The sequence below is a fragment of the Bifidobacterium callitrichos DSM 23973 genome (genome assembly GCF_000741175.1).
GTDB lineage: Bacteria > Actinomycetota > Actinomycetes > Actinomycetales > Bifidobacteriaceae > Bifidobacterium > Bifidobacterium callitrichos.
Genome location: NZ_JGYS01000005.1, coordinates 222,011 through 240,721 on the forward strand (window position 1 = coordinate 222,011; position 18,711 = coordinate 240,721).

Below are 18,711 nucleotides of genomic sequence, written 5' to 3' on the forward strand. Positions count from 1 at the left end.
TCACACACCGATCACGTGGCGCATACTTGTGCCGGAAATGAGAAAATACCCATCGCGTCGCCCTCCCGCGCGGCGCGATGTGCAACAGTGACAGAAGTCCAGATTCGTTACGGGGAGGCATAGCGTGCAGCAAGGCGATAGGTCCAACCCTCAGGAGATTCCTCCGAGTTTCATCCCCTCGGGTTCCCGCCGCCGCTCCCAGCCCACCGGTCCGATCATCGACTCGGGCTCCCTCAACGCCTCCGGGGGCCGCCACGCCGGAACCCCCGAGGACGAGCCGGCCCCGATCACCTCGAATCCGCCGAGCTTCAACCCCGACGCGCGCGGATCACGCCGATCCGGCCAGTCACGGCGGACCTCCCAGGGCACGCATGCGACGCGCACCACGCATGATGCCGCGCAAGGCACCCATGCAGCGGACTCCCCCGCCGAACATGGCGCCTCCGCATCTGCGATGCCGGCCTCGTTCACCCCGCGCCGCAGATCGGGGGCGCACCGCTCCTCCGCCTCTCCTCGCATGGCCGGACGCGCGTCGGCATCATCGTCCTCGGCTTCGTCCATGCCGGGATCGGTACCCCCCGCACGCACGCCACGCCGCTCATCCGGCTCGACCAGCGCAACGCCCTCGGCAAGGCCGTCCCTCTCCCGCCCCGCCGGCGGATCATCGGCTTTAGGCGTATCCGCATTCAGACAGGGCGACCAAGAGGTCCATCCGATCCGTACGGTGCCTGTCGGCAGGATCATCCGCATGGTGATTCTGGTGCTCGTCGCGGCACTACTGCTCACCATGTTCGGCACATGGCACTGGGTGGATTCACGGCTCAACAAGGAAGACGGCTGGCTGACCGGCTCCTCGAACACGACCGGCGAATCCTGGCTCATCCTCGGCTCGGACGAGCGCGACGGCACGGCCGGCGGCTCCGCCGACGACACGCCGGGCTTCCGCACCGACACGATCCTTGTGCTCACCAAGCCCTCGCACGGACCGAGCTCCCTGATCTCGATCCCCCGCGACTCCCTGACGCAGGTGGACGGTCTCTACATGAAGATCAACGCCGTCGCGCAGATCAAGGGGTACAAGTCTCTGGTCGGCGAGGTCGAGCAGATCACCGGACAGCACATCGACCACATCGCCAAGATCCAGTTCGGCGGACTGAAAAACGTGGTGGACGCGATCGGCGGCGTGAACCTGTGCTATGACCACACGGTCAACGACCCTGATTCGGGCCTGAACTGGACGTCCGGATGCCATATGGCCGATGGCGGCACCGCACTGGCCTTCTCCCGCATGCGCTATTCCGATGCGAACGGCGATTTCGGCCGTGCGCAGCGCCAGCGTCAGGTGATCGCCGCGATCGTGAAAAAGGCCGCTTCCTCGGAGGTGATCGCCAACCCCGCCAGACTCACGAAGGTCGCCGATGCGGGACTCACGGCGCTCACCGTGGACGACACGACGTCCCCGTTCACGCTCGTGCAGATGGCGATCGCGTTCAAGGGGGCCACCGGTTCGGGAGGCGTGACCGGCAGCGTGTACTGGAGCAACCCCGACTATCGCGTCTCCGGCGTCGGATCCTCGGTGCTGCTGGACGATTCGCGCAACCTCGAACTGTTCTCGCAGCTCTCCTCCGGCAAGCACAAGGCGGGCACAGTGGGCACACTCGCCGAGAGCCAGACCGCCTCCGGATCGGCAGCGTGAACGGCGGCGCTCCCCGGGCGCGCCGGACGAATCGCGAACCGCCCGGCGCGCCCGGGGAGGCGCATGAAATATCTCTTTTAAGGGAAAGTCTTGAAAAACGACCCTGAACGTGCTTAGGTAGTACGTACTGGATGCGAATTTCAGGGCTCGGACAGGAAAGGAAACGACGATGAGCAGTGCTTTCGATTGGCGTGCCAAGGCTGCGTGCCGTGACAAGGATCCGGAATTGTTCTTCCCGGTGGGGAACACCGGTGCGGCCTATCAGCAGATCGAGGAGGCCAAGGCCGTGTGCCGTACCTGCAAGGTGATCGACGCATGCCTCAAGTGCGCACTGGACACGAATCAGGATTACGGCGTGTGGGGAGGCCTGAGCGAGGACGAGCGTCGTCAGCTCAAGCGCAAGGCGATGCGCCTGCGTCGCTCTCAGGCCATGCAGATGCAGGTCTGACATCCGCCCTCACAGCCACTACAGCTGCTGACGGATCGTCAAGGGGCTCCCGGTTCCGATGAACCGGGAGCCCCTTGGTTTTTACTTACTCCTTACTCCGCTTGAGCGGCCCTGAGGATCATGTTGAGGACCACTCGGGTACCGCCGCCGCGGCGGGGCTCCCAGTTGACGGTGCCGCCGAAGTCGTTGGTCACGAAGGTGTTGATGATCTGCGTGCCGAGGCCGGAACCGGAGGACTTGGCCATGCCGCCCTGCGATTCGGAGCCGAGACCGGTACCGTCGTCCTCCACGACCACGTTGAGGTTCGAGCCGGAACGGCCCACGGAGATCGTGATATGGCCCTGCGTACGTCCCTCGAACCCGTGTTCGACGGAGTTGGTGATGAGCTCGGTGAGGACCAGCGACAGAGGCGTCGCGTCCTGGGCGGGCATCATGCCGAACTTGCCGACGAAGTCGATGGAGATGTGCTGGTCGCGCATCGTGGCCACGTCCACGGCCATCTTGAGCAGCCCGGCGATCACCTTGTCGAAGTCCACGACCTCGTCGACGGTCTGGCTCAGGCCCTCGTGCACCATCGCGATGGTCTGTACGCGGCGCTGCGCCTCCTTGAGCTCCTTGCGCACCTCCTCGGACTTGGTCTTGCGCGCCTGCAGTCGCAGCAGCGCGGAGACGGCCTGCAGGTTGTTCTTCACACGGTGGTGGATCTCGGAGATCGCCGCGTCCTTGGTCTGCAGCTCCTGTTCGCGCCGGCGCAGCTCGGTGACGTCCCGACACAGCACGATGCTGCCGACGCGTCCGTTCATGTCGTACAGCGGCAGCGAGCGCACGGAGACGGCGGAGCGCTTCGTCGTGATCTCGGAGTCGACGGCGGCCTTGCCGCTGAGCACGAGCGGCAGCTGCTCGTCGACCTGCTCCTTCTGCTCCTCGAGCAGATCGGTGCCCAGTTCGCTCAGGTAGTGGCCCTGCATGGTGATGAGCAGGCCCAGACGGCGGAAACAGCTGATGGCGTTGGGCGAGGCGTAGCGTACGACGCCGTCCATCGTCAGGACGATGAAGCCGTCGGCGACGCGCGCGACATGGCGTTGGCTCATCACCGAATCGGAGTACGGGAACTGTCCGCGGGGGATCATCTCGTAGAGCTGCTTGCCCGCGTTGATGCTTTCGGATTCGTAGCGGCCGTTGGATTCGCGGGTGGCCATGTTGGTCTCGCGCACGACGAGGCCCAGGGTCTTGCCGTTGTGGCGCACGGGCGCGTAGACGTTGCACACGGTGGACTTGCCGACGGTCCTGAGCACCGTGGAGCGGAAGACGACCGCCGATTCCATGGCGGCGTCGAGCTCGCCGGTCATCGATTCGGGCATGATGTCGCCGACGACGTCGTCGGTGCGCAGGGTCATCACCGTGGAGGGACGGCACTGTTCCGCCACCACGTACCTGCCGTCGCCGTTCTGCATGATGAGCAGCAGGTCGGCGAAGCTCAGGTCGGCGATCACCTGCCAGTCGGCCACCAGCTGGTGCAGCCATTCACGATCCCTGTCATCGAGGTCAGGGCGCGTTGCGAGTATCTGTGAGAAATCTGCCATGCGTCCATCATACGCATGCCGTTCCTCGTCGTCGTCGCACGGTTCGATAGGGTTACGTTCAACAGGCTGCGTACGATACGCGAGGCCTGCGTGTTCGCAGATCACTGCTTGACTTTGATGTAACCTACGGTATCGTAGGTTACGGTAACGTAAGTTACGAAAACGTCAACATCACGACAAGTCCGGAGGCGACGACACGATGATGACCGACGAGGAGATCCAGGCACGGCGGCAGGCGGTGACCGAGGCGAGGGAACAGGCGCTCAAGGCCCGGGCCGATGCGGCGCGGCTGAAGGCGAAGCTCAAGGCCGAACGCATCCGTTCGAAGGCGGAGGCCAAAGCCAAGCACATCATCGCCAAGGGCGAGGAGCGCGCGGCACGGCTCGAGGGCATCGCGCCGGCCGAGGTCGAGCGCAAGATCCGTCTCGACGTGCACGGCCGTCCGAAGCCCGCGATGCGCGGCTGGATCCATGCGGTCGCCGCTCCCCTGTCGCTGGCGGCCGGCATCGTGCTCATCTGCCTCGCGCAAGGGACGGGGCTCAAGTGGGCGTGCGCGGTGTTCATGGTCGCCTCGCTGGTGCTGTTCACCAATTCGGCCTGCTACCATCTGGGCGACTGGAGCCCGCGCGTCACCGACGTGCTGCGACGCATCGACCACGTGAACATCTTCCTGCTCATCGCCGGCACGTACACGCCGGTCTCGTTCGCGCTGCAGCCGTTCTGGCGCAACTTCATCATCATCTCGATGTGGGCGTGCACGGCGGTGGCGATCATCATCCACGTGATCTGGATCAACGCGCCGCGATGGCTGTACACGCTGGTGTACATCGTGTTCGGCATCTACGGTCTGGCGTTCATGGCGCTGTTCTGGACCTCGCCGTATGCCGGCCCGGCCGTCGTGGTCCTGCTGTGCTCGGGCGGCGCCTGCTATATCCTCGGCGCGATCGTCTATGCGTTGCGTCGGCCGGACCCGTGGCCGAAGGTGTTCGGCTTCCACGAGATCTTCCACTGCGGCACCGTCGCCGGATACGCATGCCACATGGTCGCGATCTACATGGTGATCGTGGCGCTGTGGGTGTGAGTCGGCAGGTGTAAGCCGACATAGGCAGATGCATACGCATGAACCCCCGACACCTTCAGGTGGCGGGGGTTCATGCGATAGGCCGAAATAAGCCGATCAGACCAGCGGCTTGGAGGCCTTGATGGTCACGGAGATCTCACGGCCGTTGGGGGCCTTGTAGCTCACGGTGTCGCCGGCGTTGGCGCCGTTGATGGCCGCGCCGATCGGCGACTCCGGGCTGATGATGTCGTGGTCGGTCGCGATCGCGAGGTCGCGCGTGCCGAGCACGAAGACCTTCTCGCGGCCCATCACGTCGAGGGTGACCAGCGAGCCGTCGCCGACCTTGCCCTCCGGCGGGGCGGTCAGGATCTTCGCGTTACGCAGCTTGACGGTGAGCTCGTCGATGCGGCCTTGGTTGACGCGCTGGGCCTCACGGGCGGCCTGATAGCCGCCGTTCTCGCTCAGATCGCCCTCGGCGCGCGCCGCGGACACCTTGGCGAGGATCTCGTCGCGGTATTCGCCCTCGCGCCAGGCGAGCTCCTCCTTCATCTTGTCGTAGGCCTCCTGCGTGAGCAGGATCGTCTTTTCCTCGGTCATAGTCGTGATTGTCCTCTCTTGAAAGTGGATATGCGTACCAATACGAGAAAGCGCCGGATGTCATTCCCGGCGCCTTCCCTGAAAACTTCTAGCGAATCCGATATGCGGCTGTATGGGCCCGAATTCAGCGCGTGGAGATGATGTCGATGACGAACACCAGGGTGTCGCCGCCGCCGATGCCGGCCTGCGGGACGCCACGGGAGCCGTAGCCGTACTCCGGCGGGATGGAGACGATCAGACGGGAGCCGACGTTGTGACCCGGCACGGTCTGATCCCAGCCCTTGATGACCTGTCCGACGCCGATGCCGAAGCTGGCCGGCTGGTGACGATCGAAGCTGGAGTCGAACGGCTTGTCCTTGCCCCACACGACGCCGTGGTAGTTCACGGTGACGGTGTCGCCGCGACGGACGATCGGACCGTCGCCCTCGACGACCTCGACGACCTTGAGACCGGCCGGCGCTTCGGTGGCCGGGAACTCGATGACGGGCGTGGAGCCGAACTCGGCCTGCACGGAAGGCATATCAGCCATGGGTTTCCTCCTTAGGATGCCTTTGGATGGCGTCCTCGACTGGACATAATGTCGCTCATAATAGCACCGAACGGCACGGTCCGCACCGTTTCGGCCCATGGATTATCCGCATCGACGAACCGTTCAGCATTCGACTACGTTGACCGCGAGACCGCCCTTGGACGTCTCCTTGTACTTGGCCATCATGTCCTCGCCGGTCTCGCGCATCGTCTCGATGGCCTGATCGAGCGTGACGATGTGCGATCCGTCGCCGAGCATGGCCATGCGCACCGCGTTGATCGCCGTGTTCGCCGCCATCGCGTTGCGTTCGATGCAGGGGATCTGCACGAGTCCGCCGACCGGATCGCAGGTCAGGCCCAGATTGTGTTCGATGCCGATCTCGGCCGCGTTCTCCACCTGCTCGGGGGTCCCGCCCAGCACGGCGGCGAGTCCGGCCGCGGCCATCGAACAGGCCGATCCGACCTCGCCCTGGCAGCCGACCTCGGCGCCGGAGATCGAGGCATTGCGCTTGAACAGGTACCCGATCGCACCTGCCGTGAGCAGGAACGTGACGACGCCCTCCTCGTTCGCGTCGTCCATGAAATGCCAGTAGTAGTGGAGCACCGCGGGAATGATGCCCGCCGAGCCGTTGGTGGGCGCGGTCACGATACGCCCTCCCCCGGCGTTCTCCTCGGAGACGGCGAGCGCGAACAGGTTCACCCATGCGGCGTCGGAGGATTCGAGCACGGCATCGCGCCGGGAGCGTCCGCGCTTGAGCACGTCGGAGTTGGAGGCGAGCCGCTCGTACATGCGCGGCGCGCGGCGCGGCACGTCGAGTCCGCCGGGCAGTGACTGTTCGGCGGATGTGCATCCGTGGTCGACGCATTCGCGCATGACCCTCCACACCGTGTCGATGTCGGCGCGGACCTGCACGGCGGAGCGGGTGGCGGTCTCGTTGGCCCAGACGAGTTCGGCGATGCTCAGGTGGTGTTCGCGGCACAGGGCGACGAGTTCGGAGCCCGAGGAGAACGGGTAGGGGGCGTCGGGGCCGAAGTCGGTGGACGAGCCCTCGTCCCGGTCGGCGAACGACGTGCCCTCGGGAGGCTTGTCATGGATGCCGATCATGAGATCGTCGGGCGCGCCACGGCGGATGAATCCGCCGCCGATCGAGTACCAGACCTGCTCGTCGACGAGGTTGCCGTCGTCGTCGAACGCCTGGAATCGCATGCCGTTGGGGTGGGCGGCCATGCGGCGCCAGCGGTCGAAGACCATATCCCGGTCGTAGTCGAAGCCGATGCGTCTGACGCCGGCGAGGTTCAGCGTGTCGTCAAGCGCACAGGTCTCGCGGATGCGCAGCATGTGCTGCGTATCGACCGTGGCGGGAACGTTGCCTTCGAGTCCGGCCATGACGGCGCGGTCGGTGCCGTGGCCCAGACCGGTCAGGGACAGGGATCCGTAGAGCGTGACCTTGACCCGGGCGGTGCGGTCGATGAGATCCGAGTCCCGCATCGAGGAGACGAAGGCGTGGGCCGCGACCATCGGCCCCACGGTGTGCGAGGAGCTCGGCCCCACGCCGATCTTGAACATGTCGAGCACGCTGAACATGGCGATCCTCCTTTTCAATCCGATGACGGGACTAACGGGATGAACGGGATTGGACGGTCTCTTCTCGGGGGCTAGCTGGCCAGCGCGGAGAACATCATCGCGCCGACGACGATGCCGAGCGCCGCCAGCACGATCTGCACGACGAGCAGCCCCACGGCCAGTCCCCTGCGCGAGGCGAGACTCCTGCCGTACGCCTGCGCAAGCATGTAGGCGATGAAGCCGAACACCGCGTAATTGACGGTCAGGGCGGCGATGTCGCCGTTGGAGAGCACGACCCCGTTGAGCGGCTGGTCGAGCGAGTTCATGAGGCTGCTCATCACGAGCATGCCCCACACGCCGTAGCCGAGCGCGCCGACCACACCGTAGGCGATCGGCCTGAACTTCTCGCGCATGCGCAGCGTGAACGATTCGACGCACCACAGCAGGGCGAATCCGACGATGTAGGTGAAGGCGACGGCGACGAGCACGACCATGAGCGCCCACGGCACCAGCGAGGCCACGTTGCCGATCATCGACAGGTAGAAGCCGGAGCAGGCGATCGCCCCTACGCTCAGCACGGTGCCGGCGATGATGTTCTGCGCGAGCATGATCGGCAGTCCGGTGACGGTGTCCTTGTCGACGGTGGTCCAGCTGGACGGCATGGCGGGTCTCTCCTTTTTTCTCGTAACGAAGCTGCCAGCAGGTTATCCGTCCATTGTTTCGACGACGTATGTTGACGGTGATGTACGCGGCCGTCCGGGTCTTGGGTGCCTCCAGCGGGACTCGAACCCGCAAGCCGAAGCGATCGATTTTAAGTCGACTGCGTATACCGATTTCGCCATGGAGGCGCTGGCCGCGAGGGCCAACCGTTCTATTGTACGCTACCGTACGCTCGTGCTCGACGTCACACTCCGACTGCGGTCTACGCGGCGAGCAGACGGCGACCGTAGTCGAGGACGATGCCGTCAAGCAGGCCGTGCTCGCTGGCGATGTACGAGTCGATCGTCTCGCCATGCGTACGCTTCGCGGCCTCGCTGACCTTGGCGAGCACGCGGTTCCACACGAGCGCGCCGCCGCCCACCACGTCGATGCGCCCGGGGTGGATCGTCTTGTATTCGCGGCGTTCGGCGCGGGTCATCCTGAGGAACCGGTCGTCGATGGCGTAGGCGTCCGCAAGCGACATGCGATGCCCGTCGACGGCGGTGTGATCGTACTGCCTCAATCCCATGGCGAGCGCCGTCATCGTGGTGACGGTGCCCGACACGCCGATGATGGTGCGGGCGCGGCCGGCCGGAACGGTGCGGAACGCCTCGTCGATGTGCTCGTCGATGTCGGCGACGGCTTCGTCGATCTCCTCCTGCGTGGGCGGATCGGTCCTGAGATGGCGTTCGGTCATGCGCACCGATCCGATGTTCATCGAGAACGCGGCCTCGACGCGCGTGGCGGGTTCGTTCACGCCATCCCCGCCGAGGACCAGTTCGGTCGAGCCGCCGCCGAGATCGACGACGAGGTAGGGGGCGGGCAGATCGCCGCGGTTGACGACGGACGTGGCGCCGAGGAAGCTCAGATCGGCCTCCTCGGTGCCAGGGATGACCTCGGGGCGCACGCCGAGGATCCGTTCGATCCCGTCCTCGAACTCCTCGCGGTTCTCGGCGTCGCGCGTGGCCGAGGTGGCGACGAAGCGGATGCCGTCGACCGGATGGTCGGCGAGGATCCCGGCGAACTCGCGGGCGGCGGTGTAGGCGCGTTCGAGCGCCTCGTCGGCGAATCGATGGGTCTTGTCGACGTCCTGTCCGAGACGGATGACGCGCAGTACGCGCGGAACGATCTCGGTCATGCCGTGTTCGTCGACGCGCACGACCTTGAGCCGGATGGAGTTGGTGCCGCAGTCGACGCCTGCGACGGTTACCGCCTTGCCCATGATGAGCCCTCCTGTAATGGGTTATGCTATGTGCTTTGCCGTTGCTTTTTCTATTGCTTTCTCGTTCGTATGACCTAGTGTCTGCCGACGCCCCGCATCACTCCACGCTGCAGCGGCATACGGACGGATCGAACTCGTCCCTGACGCGCTCGAGGACCATGTCGCCGATCGGGTTGGCGCCGGGGCCCATGACGAGGGACTGGGCGATGAGCGCGTGCAGGCACTTGACGCGCACGGGCATGCCGCCGGCGGAGGTGCCTTCGATGTGCTCCTCGCTGTCGCCGAGCTTCACCGCGATCTCGTGACGGAACGCGAGATAGTACTGGTGGGCCTGCTCGTAGGCGGCCTTCACGTCCTCGTCATGCTCGACCAGTTCGGTGTAGTCGCGCATCGCGCCGTCGGCCTCGACATGCGAGGCGGCCTTGACGGCCTCGGGGCTGGTCAGATAGCAGGTGGTCGGGAACGGCACGCCCCCGGGCAGCAGGGGCCTGGTGACGACCGCGAGCGGCCTGCCGCACGCGCACCGGGCGCCCACGGCGACCATGCCGCGCGGATAGCGCCCGAGTTGCCGTTCGACGATGGCGTAGTCCTCGTCGGTGGCGGGGTGCTCGAGGATGGCGTCCGCCAGAGCGGACGGATCGATGTGGCTCACTGCTTACTGTCCCTTCGTGTCCTGGTTGTTCGAGGTCTTCGTCTGCTGGCTGCTGTCCAACTGGCCATCGGCCTGATCGTCGTTCTGATCGCTTTGGTCATCCGGCTCGTCGGCCTTCTTGAACGCATATGCCAGTTCACTGTACCAAGCAGCTGCTTCGACGTGTCCGTGCCTGTCGATGCTGATTCCCCGCTTGTGCCGTCCTCGGCCGCGTCGTCTCCCGTCACGGCCTCGGGATGCTGCACAAGCACGGACTGCTCGCCGGGGAAGACGAATCCCAGGCGTTCCCGGGCCTGAGCCGCCACATAGTTCTTGTCGTTCCAGCGGGAGATGTTGTTCTCGAGCTCCTGCTTCTGGGCGATGAGCGCGGCCTCCTCGCGCTTGAGACTGTTGAGATGCGCCAGATCGGTGGCGTAGGTGTTGAACGTGGAGACGAGCTGGATCGCTCCGACCGCCACGATGAACAGCGAGACGAAGAAGGCGATCGGTCCGAAGTTGCCCGAGCGTTGGCGCTTCTTCACGTTCGAGGCCTTGCCGTCCTTCGGTGTGCTTCGGTTCCGTGTGCTCATGGCATATAAAAATACCCGTCGCATTCGACGGGCGAATGCGACGGGTACCTGATGCCTTATTCAGTCGGCCGGAGTACGGCTCGGCGAGTCGTCACAGACTCACTTGGCGATGTACTTCTTGCAGGCCTTGAAGGCGCTGTAGCCGGCGTACTGAGCGGTGGAGCCGAGCTCCTCCTCGATCTCGAGCAGGCGGTTGTACTTGGCAACGCGCTCGCCACGGGCCGGGGCACCGGTCTTGATCTGGCGGGTGTTCTTGGCAACCGCGAGGTCGGAGATGGTGGTGTCCGGGGTCTCGCCGGAACGGTGGGAAACCATGGAGGTGAAGCCGTTGGCGGTGGCCAGCTCGATGGCGTCGAGGGTCTCGGTGACGGAGCCGATCTGGTTGAGCTTGACCAGCAGGGAGTTGGCCGCACCCAGATCGATGCCCTTCTGCAGACGCTTCGGGTTGGTGACCAGCAGGTCGTCGCCGACGAACTGGAGGCGATCGCCGAGCTTGGCGGTGATCTTCGCCCAGTCGTCCCAGCCCTCTTCCTGGTACGGGTCCTCGATGGAGACGATCGGGTACTCGTCGATGAGCTGCTCGTAGAAGTCGAGCATGTACTCGGCGTCGCGCTCGTCGCCCTCGAAGTGGTACAGGCCGGTCTCCTTGTTGTAGAACTCGGAGGAGGCCACGTCGAGGCAGATGCCGATCTGCTTGCCCGGCTCGTAGCCGGCGGCGGAGATGGCGTCGACGATGTAGTTCAGGGAGTCCTTGTTGGACTTCAGCTTCGGGGCGAAGCCGCCCTCGTCGCCGAGGCCGGTGTTCAGGCCTTCCTTCTTCAGAACGTTCTTGAGGGTGTGGTAGACCTCGACGCCGGCGCGCAGGGCCTCGTGGAAGGAGTCGAAGCCGTACGGGGAGATCATGTACTCCTGGATGTCGGTGGCGAAGTCAGCGTGGGCGCCACCGTTCATGATGTTCATGTTCGGGACCGGCAGGATGTGGCCGTTGGTGCCGCCGATGTAGCGGTACAGCGGCAGGTCCGCGGACTCGGCGGAGGCGTACAGGGCGGCCAGGGAGACGCCGAGGATGGCGTTGGCGCCGAGACGGCCCTTGTTCGGGGTGCCGTCGAGCTCGATCATGAGATCATCGAGCGCGCGCTGGTCGGAAGCGTCCAGACCGATGACCTTCGGAGCGATCTCCTCGTTGACGGCCTTGACCGCGTTGAGGACACCCTTGCCGCCGTAGACGGACTTGTCGCCGTCACGACGCTCCCAAGCCTCGGCCTCGCCGGTGGAGGCGCCGGACGGAACCAGGCCAAGACCACGGGCGCCATCCTCGGTGTCGAGAACGACCTCGACGGTCGGGTTGCCGCGGGAATCGAGAATCTGACGCGCGTACACGCTTTCAATTGCTGCCACAACTGCTCCTTTAACGTTATGTTGTGATGACATCGTCAAGAATAGTGCGATTTGTGGACTACGCGCAAGAGGGGCGCAAAGCGTGTTGTGAGCGCTCACAGTTATTGGAAATACACCAAAACTACGCCTAATGTTACCTCGCCGTTCGTCTGGATGGGGTAAGGACATGACGGCAAAGCCGAGCATTCGACGATCAGGTTCAAGCCCCTCTTATCAGTGGAGCCGGCCCGTGAAACGGATCTGAGGGGTGGTCGATGAATGCGTGCCTCCCGGTGCAAAATGCCGGTTCACCGATATACGATCGGTACACTGGGCCATATGGACGAATCGCATATCCGCCGCGCGCAGAAGCGCGACATCCCCGAACTGCACCGGTTGTTGCGTCAGGTCGCCGACGTACACCACAACGGACGACCCGACCTGTTCAGGCCGAACGCGACGAAGTACACGGACGAGGAGCTGGCCCGTATCGTCTCGGATGACGAGACGCCCGTGTTCGGCGTCTTCTCGGACGATGACGACGCGACATTGCTCGGCTACGCGTTCTGCGTGTTCCAGCGCCCGCAGCACAATCATGTCCTGACCGACATCACGACGCTCTACATCGACGACATCTGCGTCGACGAGACGGCGCGTGGGCGAGGCGTCGGCACTGCGGTCTACCGGCACGTGATCGACTTCGCCAAGGCGAACGGCTGCTACAACGTGACCCTCAACGTGTGGTCATGCAACCCCGGCGCGCAGGCGTTCTACGAGGCCATGGGCCTGAAGCCCTACAAGATCGGCATGGAGACGATCCTGTAATTCCGTCGGTGTCTCCCGCGGGTGTTTTCCATCCCGCGGTAACGCGCCACATCACGCGGTGAAATCCCCATGGAGCGGTGTTTGGCCCATGACGCGGTGACGCAAAACGGCTTAATTCCGCCAATTCACAAAATGCGGTCACCGCTTGATGGGTATTTCACCGCTTCATGTACTCTCACACCGCATGATGGCTGCATGCATACGCGGGCGTGGGAAGCGTACATTCCGCGGGATAATGGGAAGAGAACGGCATCAACGCAGATGCCACCCATCCGCGCGCTGAAGGGAGACGGCGATGAGACACGCAACCGGTCGGACCGGCCCGAAAACGACAGCCGGCATCATTACAAGGGCGATCGGCGCGACGATGGCGGCCGTCCTGTGCCTCGCCGCCCTGACGGGATGCGCCGAGGATTACAGCGGCGTCTTGGTCGACAACGAGTACTGCACCGGCCGGAAGTCGGACGCGCAGTACGACTGGCCGTGGTACGACTCCCTCAATGAGTTGGAGCAGGCTTCGGACGTCATCGCGTATGTGATGATCACCGGATGCACCGCGCCGGACGGCGCAGGCGACGACACCGACACCGCCGGCTACGACACGGTGATCAACGCCGCGGTGCTCGGCGGCGCTTCGGCAGACGATGAGGAACGGACCGATCGGATCGACCCGCCTCCCGCGGGCGAGACCATCGTCATTCGGGGGTACACGGCCGAGGGATCCGGCGCGGGCAGGCTCACTGTCGGCGAACGGTACGTGTTCTTCCTCGACGCGGGAGCCGGGGAAGCAGACGGATATTACGAGATGACGCCGGCCCTGAGCGTGTTCCCGGTGACGGGAAGGACGGCGAAGGAGCCGTCCGTCTCAAGGAACGCCGACGGCTCGTTCGCCCTCACCGACTCGCTGGTCGCCCGGCTCGGCATCGCGGACAAGGCCGAATGATCATCGCCGTTTGCTTGACGCCGGAGGTCCGGCAACTTCGGACACGCTACGCGCGCATCCTGCCGGCTCGGCTGTCGCCTCACACACCGGCTACAAACGGCTCTGCCGTTTGCTTGACGCCGGCGGTCCGGCAACTTCGGACACGCTACGCGCGCATCCTGCCGGCTCGGCTGTCGCCTCACACACCGGCTACAAACGGCTCTGCCGTTTGCTTGACGCCGGTGTCCATGCGAGGTCGTTGAGGAGGTCGCTCACCCAGTCCATGACCTGCTCGCCGGGCATGGGCTTGCCGCCGAGAGTGCCGGCGAACGGGGTCGGGATGATCATCTGATGCGTGACCGGACGGTACTGGAATCCCTTGTAGATGCGAGACATGCGCATCAGGATCGACTCGGGCGGGTCGACGCGGCCGACGCGCAGACGGTTCGACTGGGCGAGGATCTCCGAGATGCCGAGCTTTCGTGCCTTGAACTTGAGCCTCGCCACACCGAAGAGCATCTCGAACTCCTCCGGCAGCGGACCGTAGCGGTCCGTGAGCTCCTCGGCGAGTTCCTTGAGATCCTGCTCGTCGCGGGCGGCGGCGAGCTTGCGATACGCCTCGAGACGCAGCTTGTCCGAGTCGATGTAGTCGACCGGGATCGACGCCTCGACGGGCAGGTCAATGGATACGTTGAGCGGTTCGGAAGCCTTGTCCGGCTCCTTGTAGGCCTCGACCGCCTCGGAGACCATGCGCACGTACAGGTCGAATCCAACGCCCTCGATGTGTCCGGACTGCTGATCGCCGAGCAGATTGCCGGTGCCGCGCAGCTCCAGATCCTTCATCGCCACGTCGAAGCCGGAGCCGAGTGCCGTGTTCTGCGCGATCGTGGCGAGACGGTCGTGCGACTGCTGGGTGAGCGTCCGGCTCGGATCGTACAGGAAGTACGCGTACGCGCGTTCGCGGCCGCGGCCGACGCGACCGCGCAGCTGATGCAGCTGGGAGAGACCGAAGCGGTCCGCATGATCGACGATCAGCGTGTTCGCGTTCGAGATGTCAAGTCCTGTCTCGATGATCGTCGTGCACACGAGCACGTCGATGTCACGATGCCAGAAGTCGCGGATCACCTGATCGAGCTGCTTCTCCCCCATCTTGCCGTGCGCGACGGAGACCCTCGCCTCGGGCACGAGCGTGTGGATCCTGTCCGCCACGCGCGCGATGTCCTCGACGCGGTTGTGCACGTAGAACACCTGACCGCCGCGCAGCAGCTCGCGTCGGATCGCGGCCGTGACCTGCGCGTCCTCGTACGCGCCCACGTAGGTGAGCACGGGCAGACGGTCCTCCGGCGGGGTGGCGAGCGTCGACATCTCGCGGATGCCGGTGACGGCCATCTCCAGAGTGCGCGGGATCGGCGTCGCGGAGAGCGAGAGCACGTCCACATTGGTGCGCAGGGCCTTGAGCGTCTCCTTGTGCTCGACGCCGAATCGCTGCTCCTCGTCGATGATGACGAGTCCCAGATCCTTGAACTTGATCTTCGGATTGAGCAGCTTGTGCGTGCCGATGACGATGTCGACGCCGCCCGAGGCGAGTCCGTCGATGGTCTCCTGGATCTCCTTGGGCTTCTGGAAGCGGCTCATCGCCCTGACGGTGACGGGGAACCCCTCGTAGCGTTCGGTGAACGTCTCGTAATGCTGCTGGACGAGCAGCGTGGTGGGCACGAGCACGGCCACCTGCTTGCCGTCCTGGATGGCCTTGAACGCGGCGCGCACCGCGATCTCGGTCTTGCCGAAGCCCACGTCGCCGCAGATCAGACGGTCCATCGGACGCGGCTTCTCCATGTCGGCCTTGACCTCGTCGATGGTGGTCAGCTGGTCGGGCGTCTCCTGATACGGGAACGCGTCCTCCAGCTCCTTCTGCCACGGCGTGTCCGGGCTGAACGCGAATCCGGGAGTGCGCTGACGGGCCGAATACAGTTTGACCAGATCGTCGGCGATCTCCTGCACGTGCTTGCGCGCCTTCGCCTTGGTGGCCGCCCAGTCGGAGCCGCCGAGCTTGTTGAGTTTCGGGGTTTCGGCGCCGATGTACTTGCTGACCTGATCGAGCTGGTCGGTGGGGATGAACAGCTTGTCCGGCGGCGCGCCGCGCTTGCTCGGCGCGTATTCGATGACAAGGTACTCGCGCGTCGTCCTGTTGGCGCCGGTGCCGATCGTGCGCTGGCGCATCTCGACGAACCGGCCGATGCCATGCTGCTCGTGTACGACGTAGTCGCCGGCCTTGAGCTCCATCAGGTCGATGGCCTTGCGACGGCGCTTCGGCGTCTTCGCGACGCCCACGGCCGACGTGCGGCCGGTCAGATCGCGTTCGGTGAGCAGTGCGACGCCGGCGCTCCGATCGACGAAGCCGTCGAGCGCCTGCGAGCGGATCGTCTCGAAGCGGGTGATGCCGGTCTCGTTGATGGCGCGCTTGAGACGCGCGAGCGTGCCCTTCGCGCCCGCGGTGATGACGACCTTGAGCCCCTCGTCGATCAGGCCTTCGATGCCGGCGGCCGCCTTCGACTCGTCGCCGCGGTACTCGGCCGGGTTCTTGGCGTCGATCTGCACGTGGCCGGGACGTGTGGAGTCGACGGTGAAGCTGGTCAGGTCGATGACGTCGTGACCGGTGAGGTTGAGGCTGCGCACGGTCTCCTCGAAGTCGAGGAAGCTCGCCTGGTCGAAGCTGATCGGGGCTCCCGCGCCGTGACCGGAGGCGGCGACGTGCCAGCTGGCCGCGAGGAACTCGTTGGCGGTCTTGGTCAGATCGTCGGCGGCACGGCGCAGCTTCTCCGGATCGGACAGAAGGATGACGGCCGTCCCGGGCAGCATGGCGGAGACGGGCTCCATGTCGTCGATCAGCGCCGGCATCAGCGATTCCATGCCTTCGACGGGAATCGCGTTGGCGATGGATTCGAGCATGTCCTCGGCGTTCGGGATCGACCCGATCAGCGCCTTGGCGCGGGCGCGCACCTTGTCGGTGAGCTGCAGCTCGCGGCAGGGCGTCGCCCAGATGGTCTTGAGGCCATCACCGTACGTACGCTGGTCGGAGGCGTGGAACTCCTTGATCTGGTCGATCTCGTCGCCGAAGAACTCGATGCGCACCGGATGCGGGGCGGTCGGCGGGAACACGTCGAGGATGCCGCCGCGCACCGCGAACTCGCCGCGGTCCATGACGAGGTCGACGCGCGTGTACGCGTTCTCGATCAGGCGTTTCGCGGCCTCGTCAAGCGGCAGGTCATTCCCCCGCGTGAAGACGAGCGGTTCGACGTCGGCGAGACCCGAAACGACCGGCTGGATGAGCGAGCGGACCGGCATGACGAGGATGCGGACGGGGCCGAACATCGGATCCGTGTCGCTCGGATGCCTCAGCCTGCGGAAGACGGCCATGCGGCCGGCGACCGTGTCGGCGCGGGGACTGAGCCTCTCATGCGGCAGCGTCTCCCACGCCTCGAGCTGGGCGATGTCGTTCGGATCGCCGTCGTACCAGGAGCGTAGAGAGCCGACCATCTCCTCGGCCTCGCGGCCGGAGGCGACGACGAGCACGACCGGGCGGGGCTTGACGGCGCCGCCCTGTGCGATGGCGGCGGCGATGGCCGGACGGACGCCTTCGGGCGCGCCGACGACGATCGAACCGTCGATGTCATCGGTCTCGTCGATGCCGCCGGAGACGACCTTGCCGAAGACGGGGTCTCGATTCAGGGATTCGAGAATGCCGGCGAGCGAGCCGTTGACGAGCGTCTGCTCGGGAGTGATGCCGGACTCAGCGGCCATTGAACTTCTCCTGGGTCCTGGCCAGTCCGTGGAAGATGATCTCCTCGGCGGCGTCGGCGCCGTCGGCGAGGAAGTCGGGCAGCTGCTTGCGCTGGTCGGGGCCAAAGCCGCCGAGCACCCAGTTGACGGTGTTGTCGTGCGCGTTGGCGCCGCGCTTGGCATGGCCGACGCCCATGCGCACGCGCGCGTACTTCGGCGTGCCGAGGGAGCGGTCGATGGACTTGATGCCGTTATGTCCGCCCGCGGAGCCGCCGGCCTTGACCTTGATGCGGCCGAACTCGAGATCCATGTCGTCGTGGATGACGACGATGTGGTCGGGTTCGATCTGATAGTAGGCGGCGATCGAGGCGACGGCGTTGCCGGACTCGTTCATGTACGTCAGGGGCTTGGCGAGGAAGAACTTGACGGTGCGTCCGTCGAGGTTCATGACGGAACGGCCAAGCATCGCGAGCCCCTTGTGGTCGGCGAAGTTCACCGACCAGCGTTCGGCCAGCACGTCCGCGGCCATGAACCCCATGTTGTGGCGCGTGCCCTCATATTTCTTGCCGGGATTGCCCAGTCCTGCGATCAGCCAGAAATCCGATGCCATGTCACTCCTTATGTTCCTTGAAAACCTTAAGGATTGTACCCATAGCGTCGGAAACCCGTTAGAGATCGAGATACCAATACGACATATCGTGCATCACGCCTCTCGCATCGGTGGCTGCGGCGGGCAGTTCGCCGAATCCGGTGAAGCCGAACCGGCGCATCAGGGCGATCGATCCGGCATTGTCGGCGAAGATGACGCCGATCGCCTTGCGCATGCCCCGGCCCTTCGCCTCGTCGAGGAGATGGCTCAAGAGGAACGTGCCCACCCCCCTGCCTCGCCATGCGGGGTCGATGTAGTAGGCGAGGTCGGTGACGCCGTCGTACCCGGCGCGGTCGTAGAACACCGACAACGCGCCGAAGGCGATGGTCTTTCCGTCATCGGCTTCGACGATGAACACCCCATAGGGCGGCTTGTGGGATTCGACCCACTGGCGGCGCTGCTCCAAGGTGCGGGGAGTCAGGTCGGCGGTGGATCCGCCCTCGATGACCGAGGCGTTGTAGATGGCGGTGATGGCCGCGAGGTCCTCCGACCCCGCGGCCCGGAAATGGTACGGCGGCGATGACACGGACATGACTCCCG

General features: G+C 65.1%; 17 protein-coding genes, 1 tRNA gene and 1 pseudogene. 5 read left to right on the forward strand and 14 right to left on the reverse strand.

Going from position 1 to position 18,711, the window contains the following annotated elements:
- Nucleotides 1-150: 150 nt before the first annotated feature.
- Entirely contained in the window at nucleotides 151-561 is a 411-nt protein-coding gene (locus BCAL_RS13705; RefSeq protein WP_156101958.1) for a hypothetical protein, read from the reverse strand.
- A gap of 187 nt (nucleotides 562-748) precedes the next feature.
- On the opposite strand from BCAL_RS13705, the gene BCAL_RS13710 reads away from it, so the two are divergent.
- Both BCAL_RS13710 and BCAL_RS04125 read left to right on the forward strand, forming a co-directional pair.
- Nucleotides 749-1,696, forward strand: coding sequence for an LCP family protein (locus BCAL_RS13710; RefSeq protein WP_043165401.1), 948 nt, complete (start codon nucleotides 749-751; stop codon nucleotides 1,694-1,696).
- 169 nt (nucleotides 1,697-1,865) lie between these two features.
- Nucleotides 1,866-2,144 (forward strand): WhiB family transcriptional regulator, encoded by a 279-nt coding sequence (locus BCAL_RS04125; protein WP_043165403.1) that lies wholly within the window; start codon nucleotides 1,866-1,868, stop codon nucleotides 2,142-2,144.
- 92 nt (nucleotides 2,145-2,236) lie between these two features.
- Here BCAL_RS04125 and BCAL_RS04130 read toward each other — a convergent pair whose 3' ends face one another.
- The gene (locus BCAL_RS04130) at nucleotides 2,237-3,727 is read right to left on the reverse strand and encodes a sensor histidine kinase (protein ID WP_043165404.1); all 1,491 of its coding nucleotides are present in this window, start codon (nucleotides 3,725-3,727) and stop codon (nucleotides 2,237-2,239) included.
- A gap of 202 nt (nucleotides 3,728-3,929) precedes the next feature.
- Here BCAL_RS04130 and trhA point away from each other — a divergent pair, with 202 nt between their 5' ends.
- Nucleotides 3,930-4,808 (forward strand): PAQR family membrane homeostasis protein TrhA, encoded by an 879-nt coding sequence (trhA, locus tag BCAL_RS04135; protein ID WP_043165519.1) that lies wholly within the window; start codon nucleotides 3,930-3,932, stop codon nucleotides 4,806-4,808.
- Between the two features lie 96 nt (nucleotides 4,809-4,904).
- Here the strand turns inward: trhA and BCAL_RS04140 are convergent, their stop codons facing one another.
- From BCAL_RS04140 to eno, 9 genes and pseudogenes are all read right to left on the reverse strand, one after another.
- The gene (locus BCAL_RS04140; protein ID WP_043165406.1) at nucleotides 4,905-5,384 is read right to left on the reverse strand and encodes a GreA/GreB family elongation factor; all 480 of its coding nucleotides are present in this window, start codon (nucleotides 5,382-5,384) and stop codon (nucleotides 4,905-4,907) included.
- A 124-nt stretch (nucleotides 5,385-5,508) separates the two neighbouring features.
- Nucleotides 5,509-5,913, reverse strand: a complete 405-nt coding sequence (locus BCAL_RS04145) for an FKBP-type peptidyl-prolyl cis-trans isomerase (protein WP_043165408.1) — start codon at nucleotides 5,911-5,913, stop codon at nucleotides 5,509-5,511.
- 123 nt (nucleotides 5,914-6,036) lie between these two features.
- A complete protein-coding gene (locus BCAL_RS04150) occupies nucleotides 6,037-7,497 on the reverse strand; it encodes an L-serine ammonia-lyase (protein WP_043165410.1) in 1,461 nt (486 codons plus the stop codon).
- 71 nt (nucleotides 7,498-7,568) lie between these two features.
- Nucleotides 7,569-8,138, reverse strand: coding sequence for a hypothetical protein (locus BCAL_RS04155; protein WP_043165413.1), 570 nt, complete (start codon nucleotides 8,136-8,138; stop codon nucleotides 7,569-7,571).
- Nucleotides 8,139-8,244: 106 nt separating this feature from the next.
- Nucleotides 8,245-8,324, reverse strand: a tRNA-Leu gene (locus BCAL_RS04160).
- A 74-nt stretch (nucleotides 8,325-8,398) separates the two neighbouring features.
- The gene (locus BCAL_RS04165) at nucleotides 8,399-9,397 is read right to left on the reverse strand and encodes a Ppx/GppA phosphatase family protein (RefSeq protein ID WP_043165415.1); all 999 of its coding nucleotides are present in this window, start codon (nucleotides 9,395-9,397) and stop codon (nucleotides 8,399-8,401) included.
- A gap of 97 nt (nucleotides 9,398-9,494) precedes the next feature.
- The gene (locus BCAL_RS04170; protein WP_043165417.1) at nucleotides 9,495-10,049 is read right to left on the reverse strand and encodes a DUF501 domain-containing protein; all 555 of its coding nucleotides are present in this window, start codon (nucleotides 10,047-10,049) and stop codon (nucleotides 9,495-9,497) included.
- Nucleotides 10,050-10,052: 3 nt separating this feature from the next.
- A pseudogene (locus BCAL_RS04175) lies at nucleotides 10,053-10,618 on the reverse strand (FtsB family cell division protein).
- 99 nt (nucleotides 10,619-10,717) lie between these two features.
- Nucleotides 10,718-12,016 (reverse strand): phosphopyruvate hydratase, encoded by a 1,299-nt coding sequence (eno, locus tag BCAL_RS04180; RefSeq protein ID WP_043165421.1) that lies wholly within the window; start codon nucleotides 12,014-12,016, stop codon nucleotides 10,718-10,720.
- Nucleotides 12,017-12,334: 318 nt separating this feature from the next.
- Between eno and BCAL_RS04185 the strand changes: the two genes are divergently transcribed.
- Together BCAL_RS04185 and BCAL_RS04190 are read left to right on the forward strand one after the other, a co-directional pair.
- Nucleotides 12,335-12,820 (forward strand): GNAT family N-acetyltransferase, encoded by a 486-nt coding sequence (locus tag BCAL_RS04185; protein ID WP_043165423.1) that lies wholly within the window; start codon nucleotides 12,335-12,337, stop codon nucleotides 12,818-12,820.
- 295 nt (nucleotides 12,821-13,115) lie between these two features.
- Entirely contained in the window at nucleotides 13,116-13,763 is a 648-nt protein-coding gene (locus BCAL_RS04190; RefSeq protein ID WP_043165425.1) for a hypothetical protein, read from the forward strand.
- Nucleotides 13,764-13,952: 189 nt separating this feature from the next.
- On the opposite strand, the gene mfd is transcribed toward BCAL_RS04190, so the two are convergent.
- The 3 genes from mfd to BCAL_RS04205 are packed head-to-tail and all read right to left on the reverse strand — an operon-like array spanning nucleotide 13,953 to nucleotide 18,703.
- Nucleotides 13,953-17,543, reverse strand: coding sequence for a transcription-repair coupling factor (gene mfd / locus BCAL_RS04195; RefSeq protein ID WP_052119092.1), 3,591 nt, complete (start codon nucleotides 17,541-17,543; stop codon nucleotides 13,953-13,955).
- On the reverse strand, nucleotides 17,533-18,132 hold the full coding sequence (gene pth, locus BCAL_RS04200; protein WP_043165427.1) for an aminoacyl-tRNA hydrolase: 600 nt from the start codon (nucleotides 18,130-18,132) through the stop codon (nucleotides 17,533-17,535). Before pth ends, mfd begins: the two co-directional genes overlap by 11 nt.
- 58 nt (nucleotides 18,133-18,190) lie before the next feature.
- The gene (locus tag BCAL_RS04205) at nucleotides 18,191-18,703 is read right to left on the reverse strand and encodes a GNAT family N-acetyltransferase (protein WP_043165522.1); all 513 of its coding nucleotides are present in this window, start codon (nucleotides 18,701-18,703) and stop codon (nucleotides 18,191-18,193) included.
- Nucleotides 18,704-18,711 lie beyond the last annotated feature (8 nt).

Coding starts and splice junctions, on each gene's coding strand:
- BCAL_RS13705 (WP_156101958.1), bottom strand. CDS start 561: ATGGACGAAGCCGAGGACGATGATGCCGACGCGCGTCCGGCCATGCGA.
- BCAL_RS13710 (WP_043165401.1), top strand. CDS start 749: ATGGTGATTCTGGTGCTCGTCGCGGCACTACTGCTCACCATGTTCGGC.
- BCAL_RS04125 (WP_043165403.1), top strand. CDS start 1,866: ATGAGCAGTGCTTTCGATTGGCGTGCCAAGGCTGCGTGCCGTGACAAG.
- BCAL_RS04130 (WP_043165404.1), bottom strand. CDS start 3,727: ATGGCAGATTTCTCACAGATACTCGCAACGCGCCCTGACCTCGATGAC.
- trhA (WP_043165519.1), top strand. CDS start 3,930: ATGACCGACGAGGAGATCCAGGCACGGCGGCAGGCGGTGACCGAGGCG.
- BCAL_RS04140 (WP_043165406.1), bottom strand. CDS start 5,384: ATGACCGAGGAAAAGACGATCCTGCTCACGCAGGAGGCCTACGACAAG.
- BCAL_RS04145 (WP_043165408.1), bottom strand. CDS start 5,913: ATGGCTGATATGCCTTCCGTGCAGGCCGAGTTCGGCTCCACGCCCGTC.
- BCAL_RS04150 (WP_043165410.1), bottom strand. CDS start 7,497: ATGTTCAGCGTGCTCGACATGTTCAAGATCGGCGTGGGGCCGAGCTCC.
- BCAL_RS04155 (WP_043165413.1), bottom strand. CDS start 8,138: ATGCCGTCCAGCTGGACCACCGTCGACAAGGACACCGTCACCGGACTG.
- BCAL_RS04165 (WP_043165415.1), bottom strand. CDS start 9,397: ATGGGCAAGGCGGTAACCGTCGCAGGCGTCGACTGCGGCACCAACTCC.
- BCAL_RS04185 (WP_043165423.1), top strand. CDS start 12,335: ATGGACGAATCGCATATCCGCCGCGCGCAGAAGCGCGACATCCCCGAA.
- BCAL_RS04190 (WP_043165425.1), top strand. CDS start 13,116: ATGAGACACGCAACCGGTCGGACCGGCCCGAAAACGACAGCCGGCATC.
- mfd (WP_052119092.1), bottom strand. CDS start 17,543: ATGGCCGCTGAGTCCGGCATCACTCCCGAGCAGACGCTCGTCAACGGC.
- pth (WP_043165427.1), bottom strand. CDS start 18,132: ATGGCATCGGATTTCTGGCTGATCGCAGGACTGGGCAATCCCGGCAAG.
- BCAL_RS04205 (WP_043165522.1), bottom strand. CDS start 18,703: ATGTCCGTGTCATCGCCGCCGTACCATTTCCGGGCCGCGGGGTCGGAG.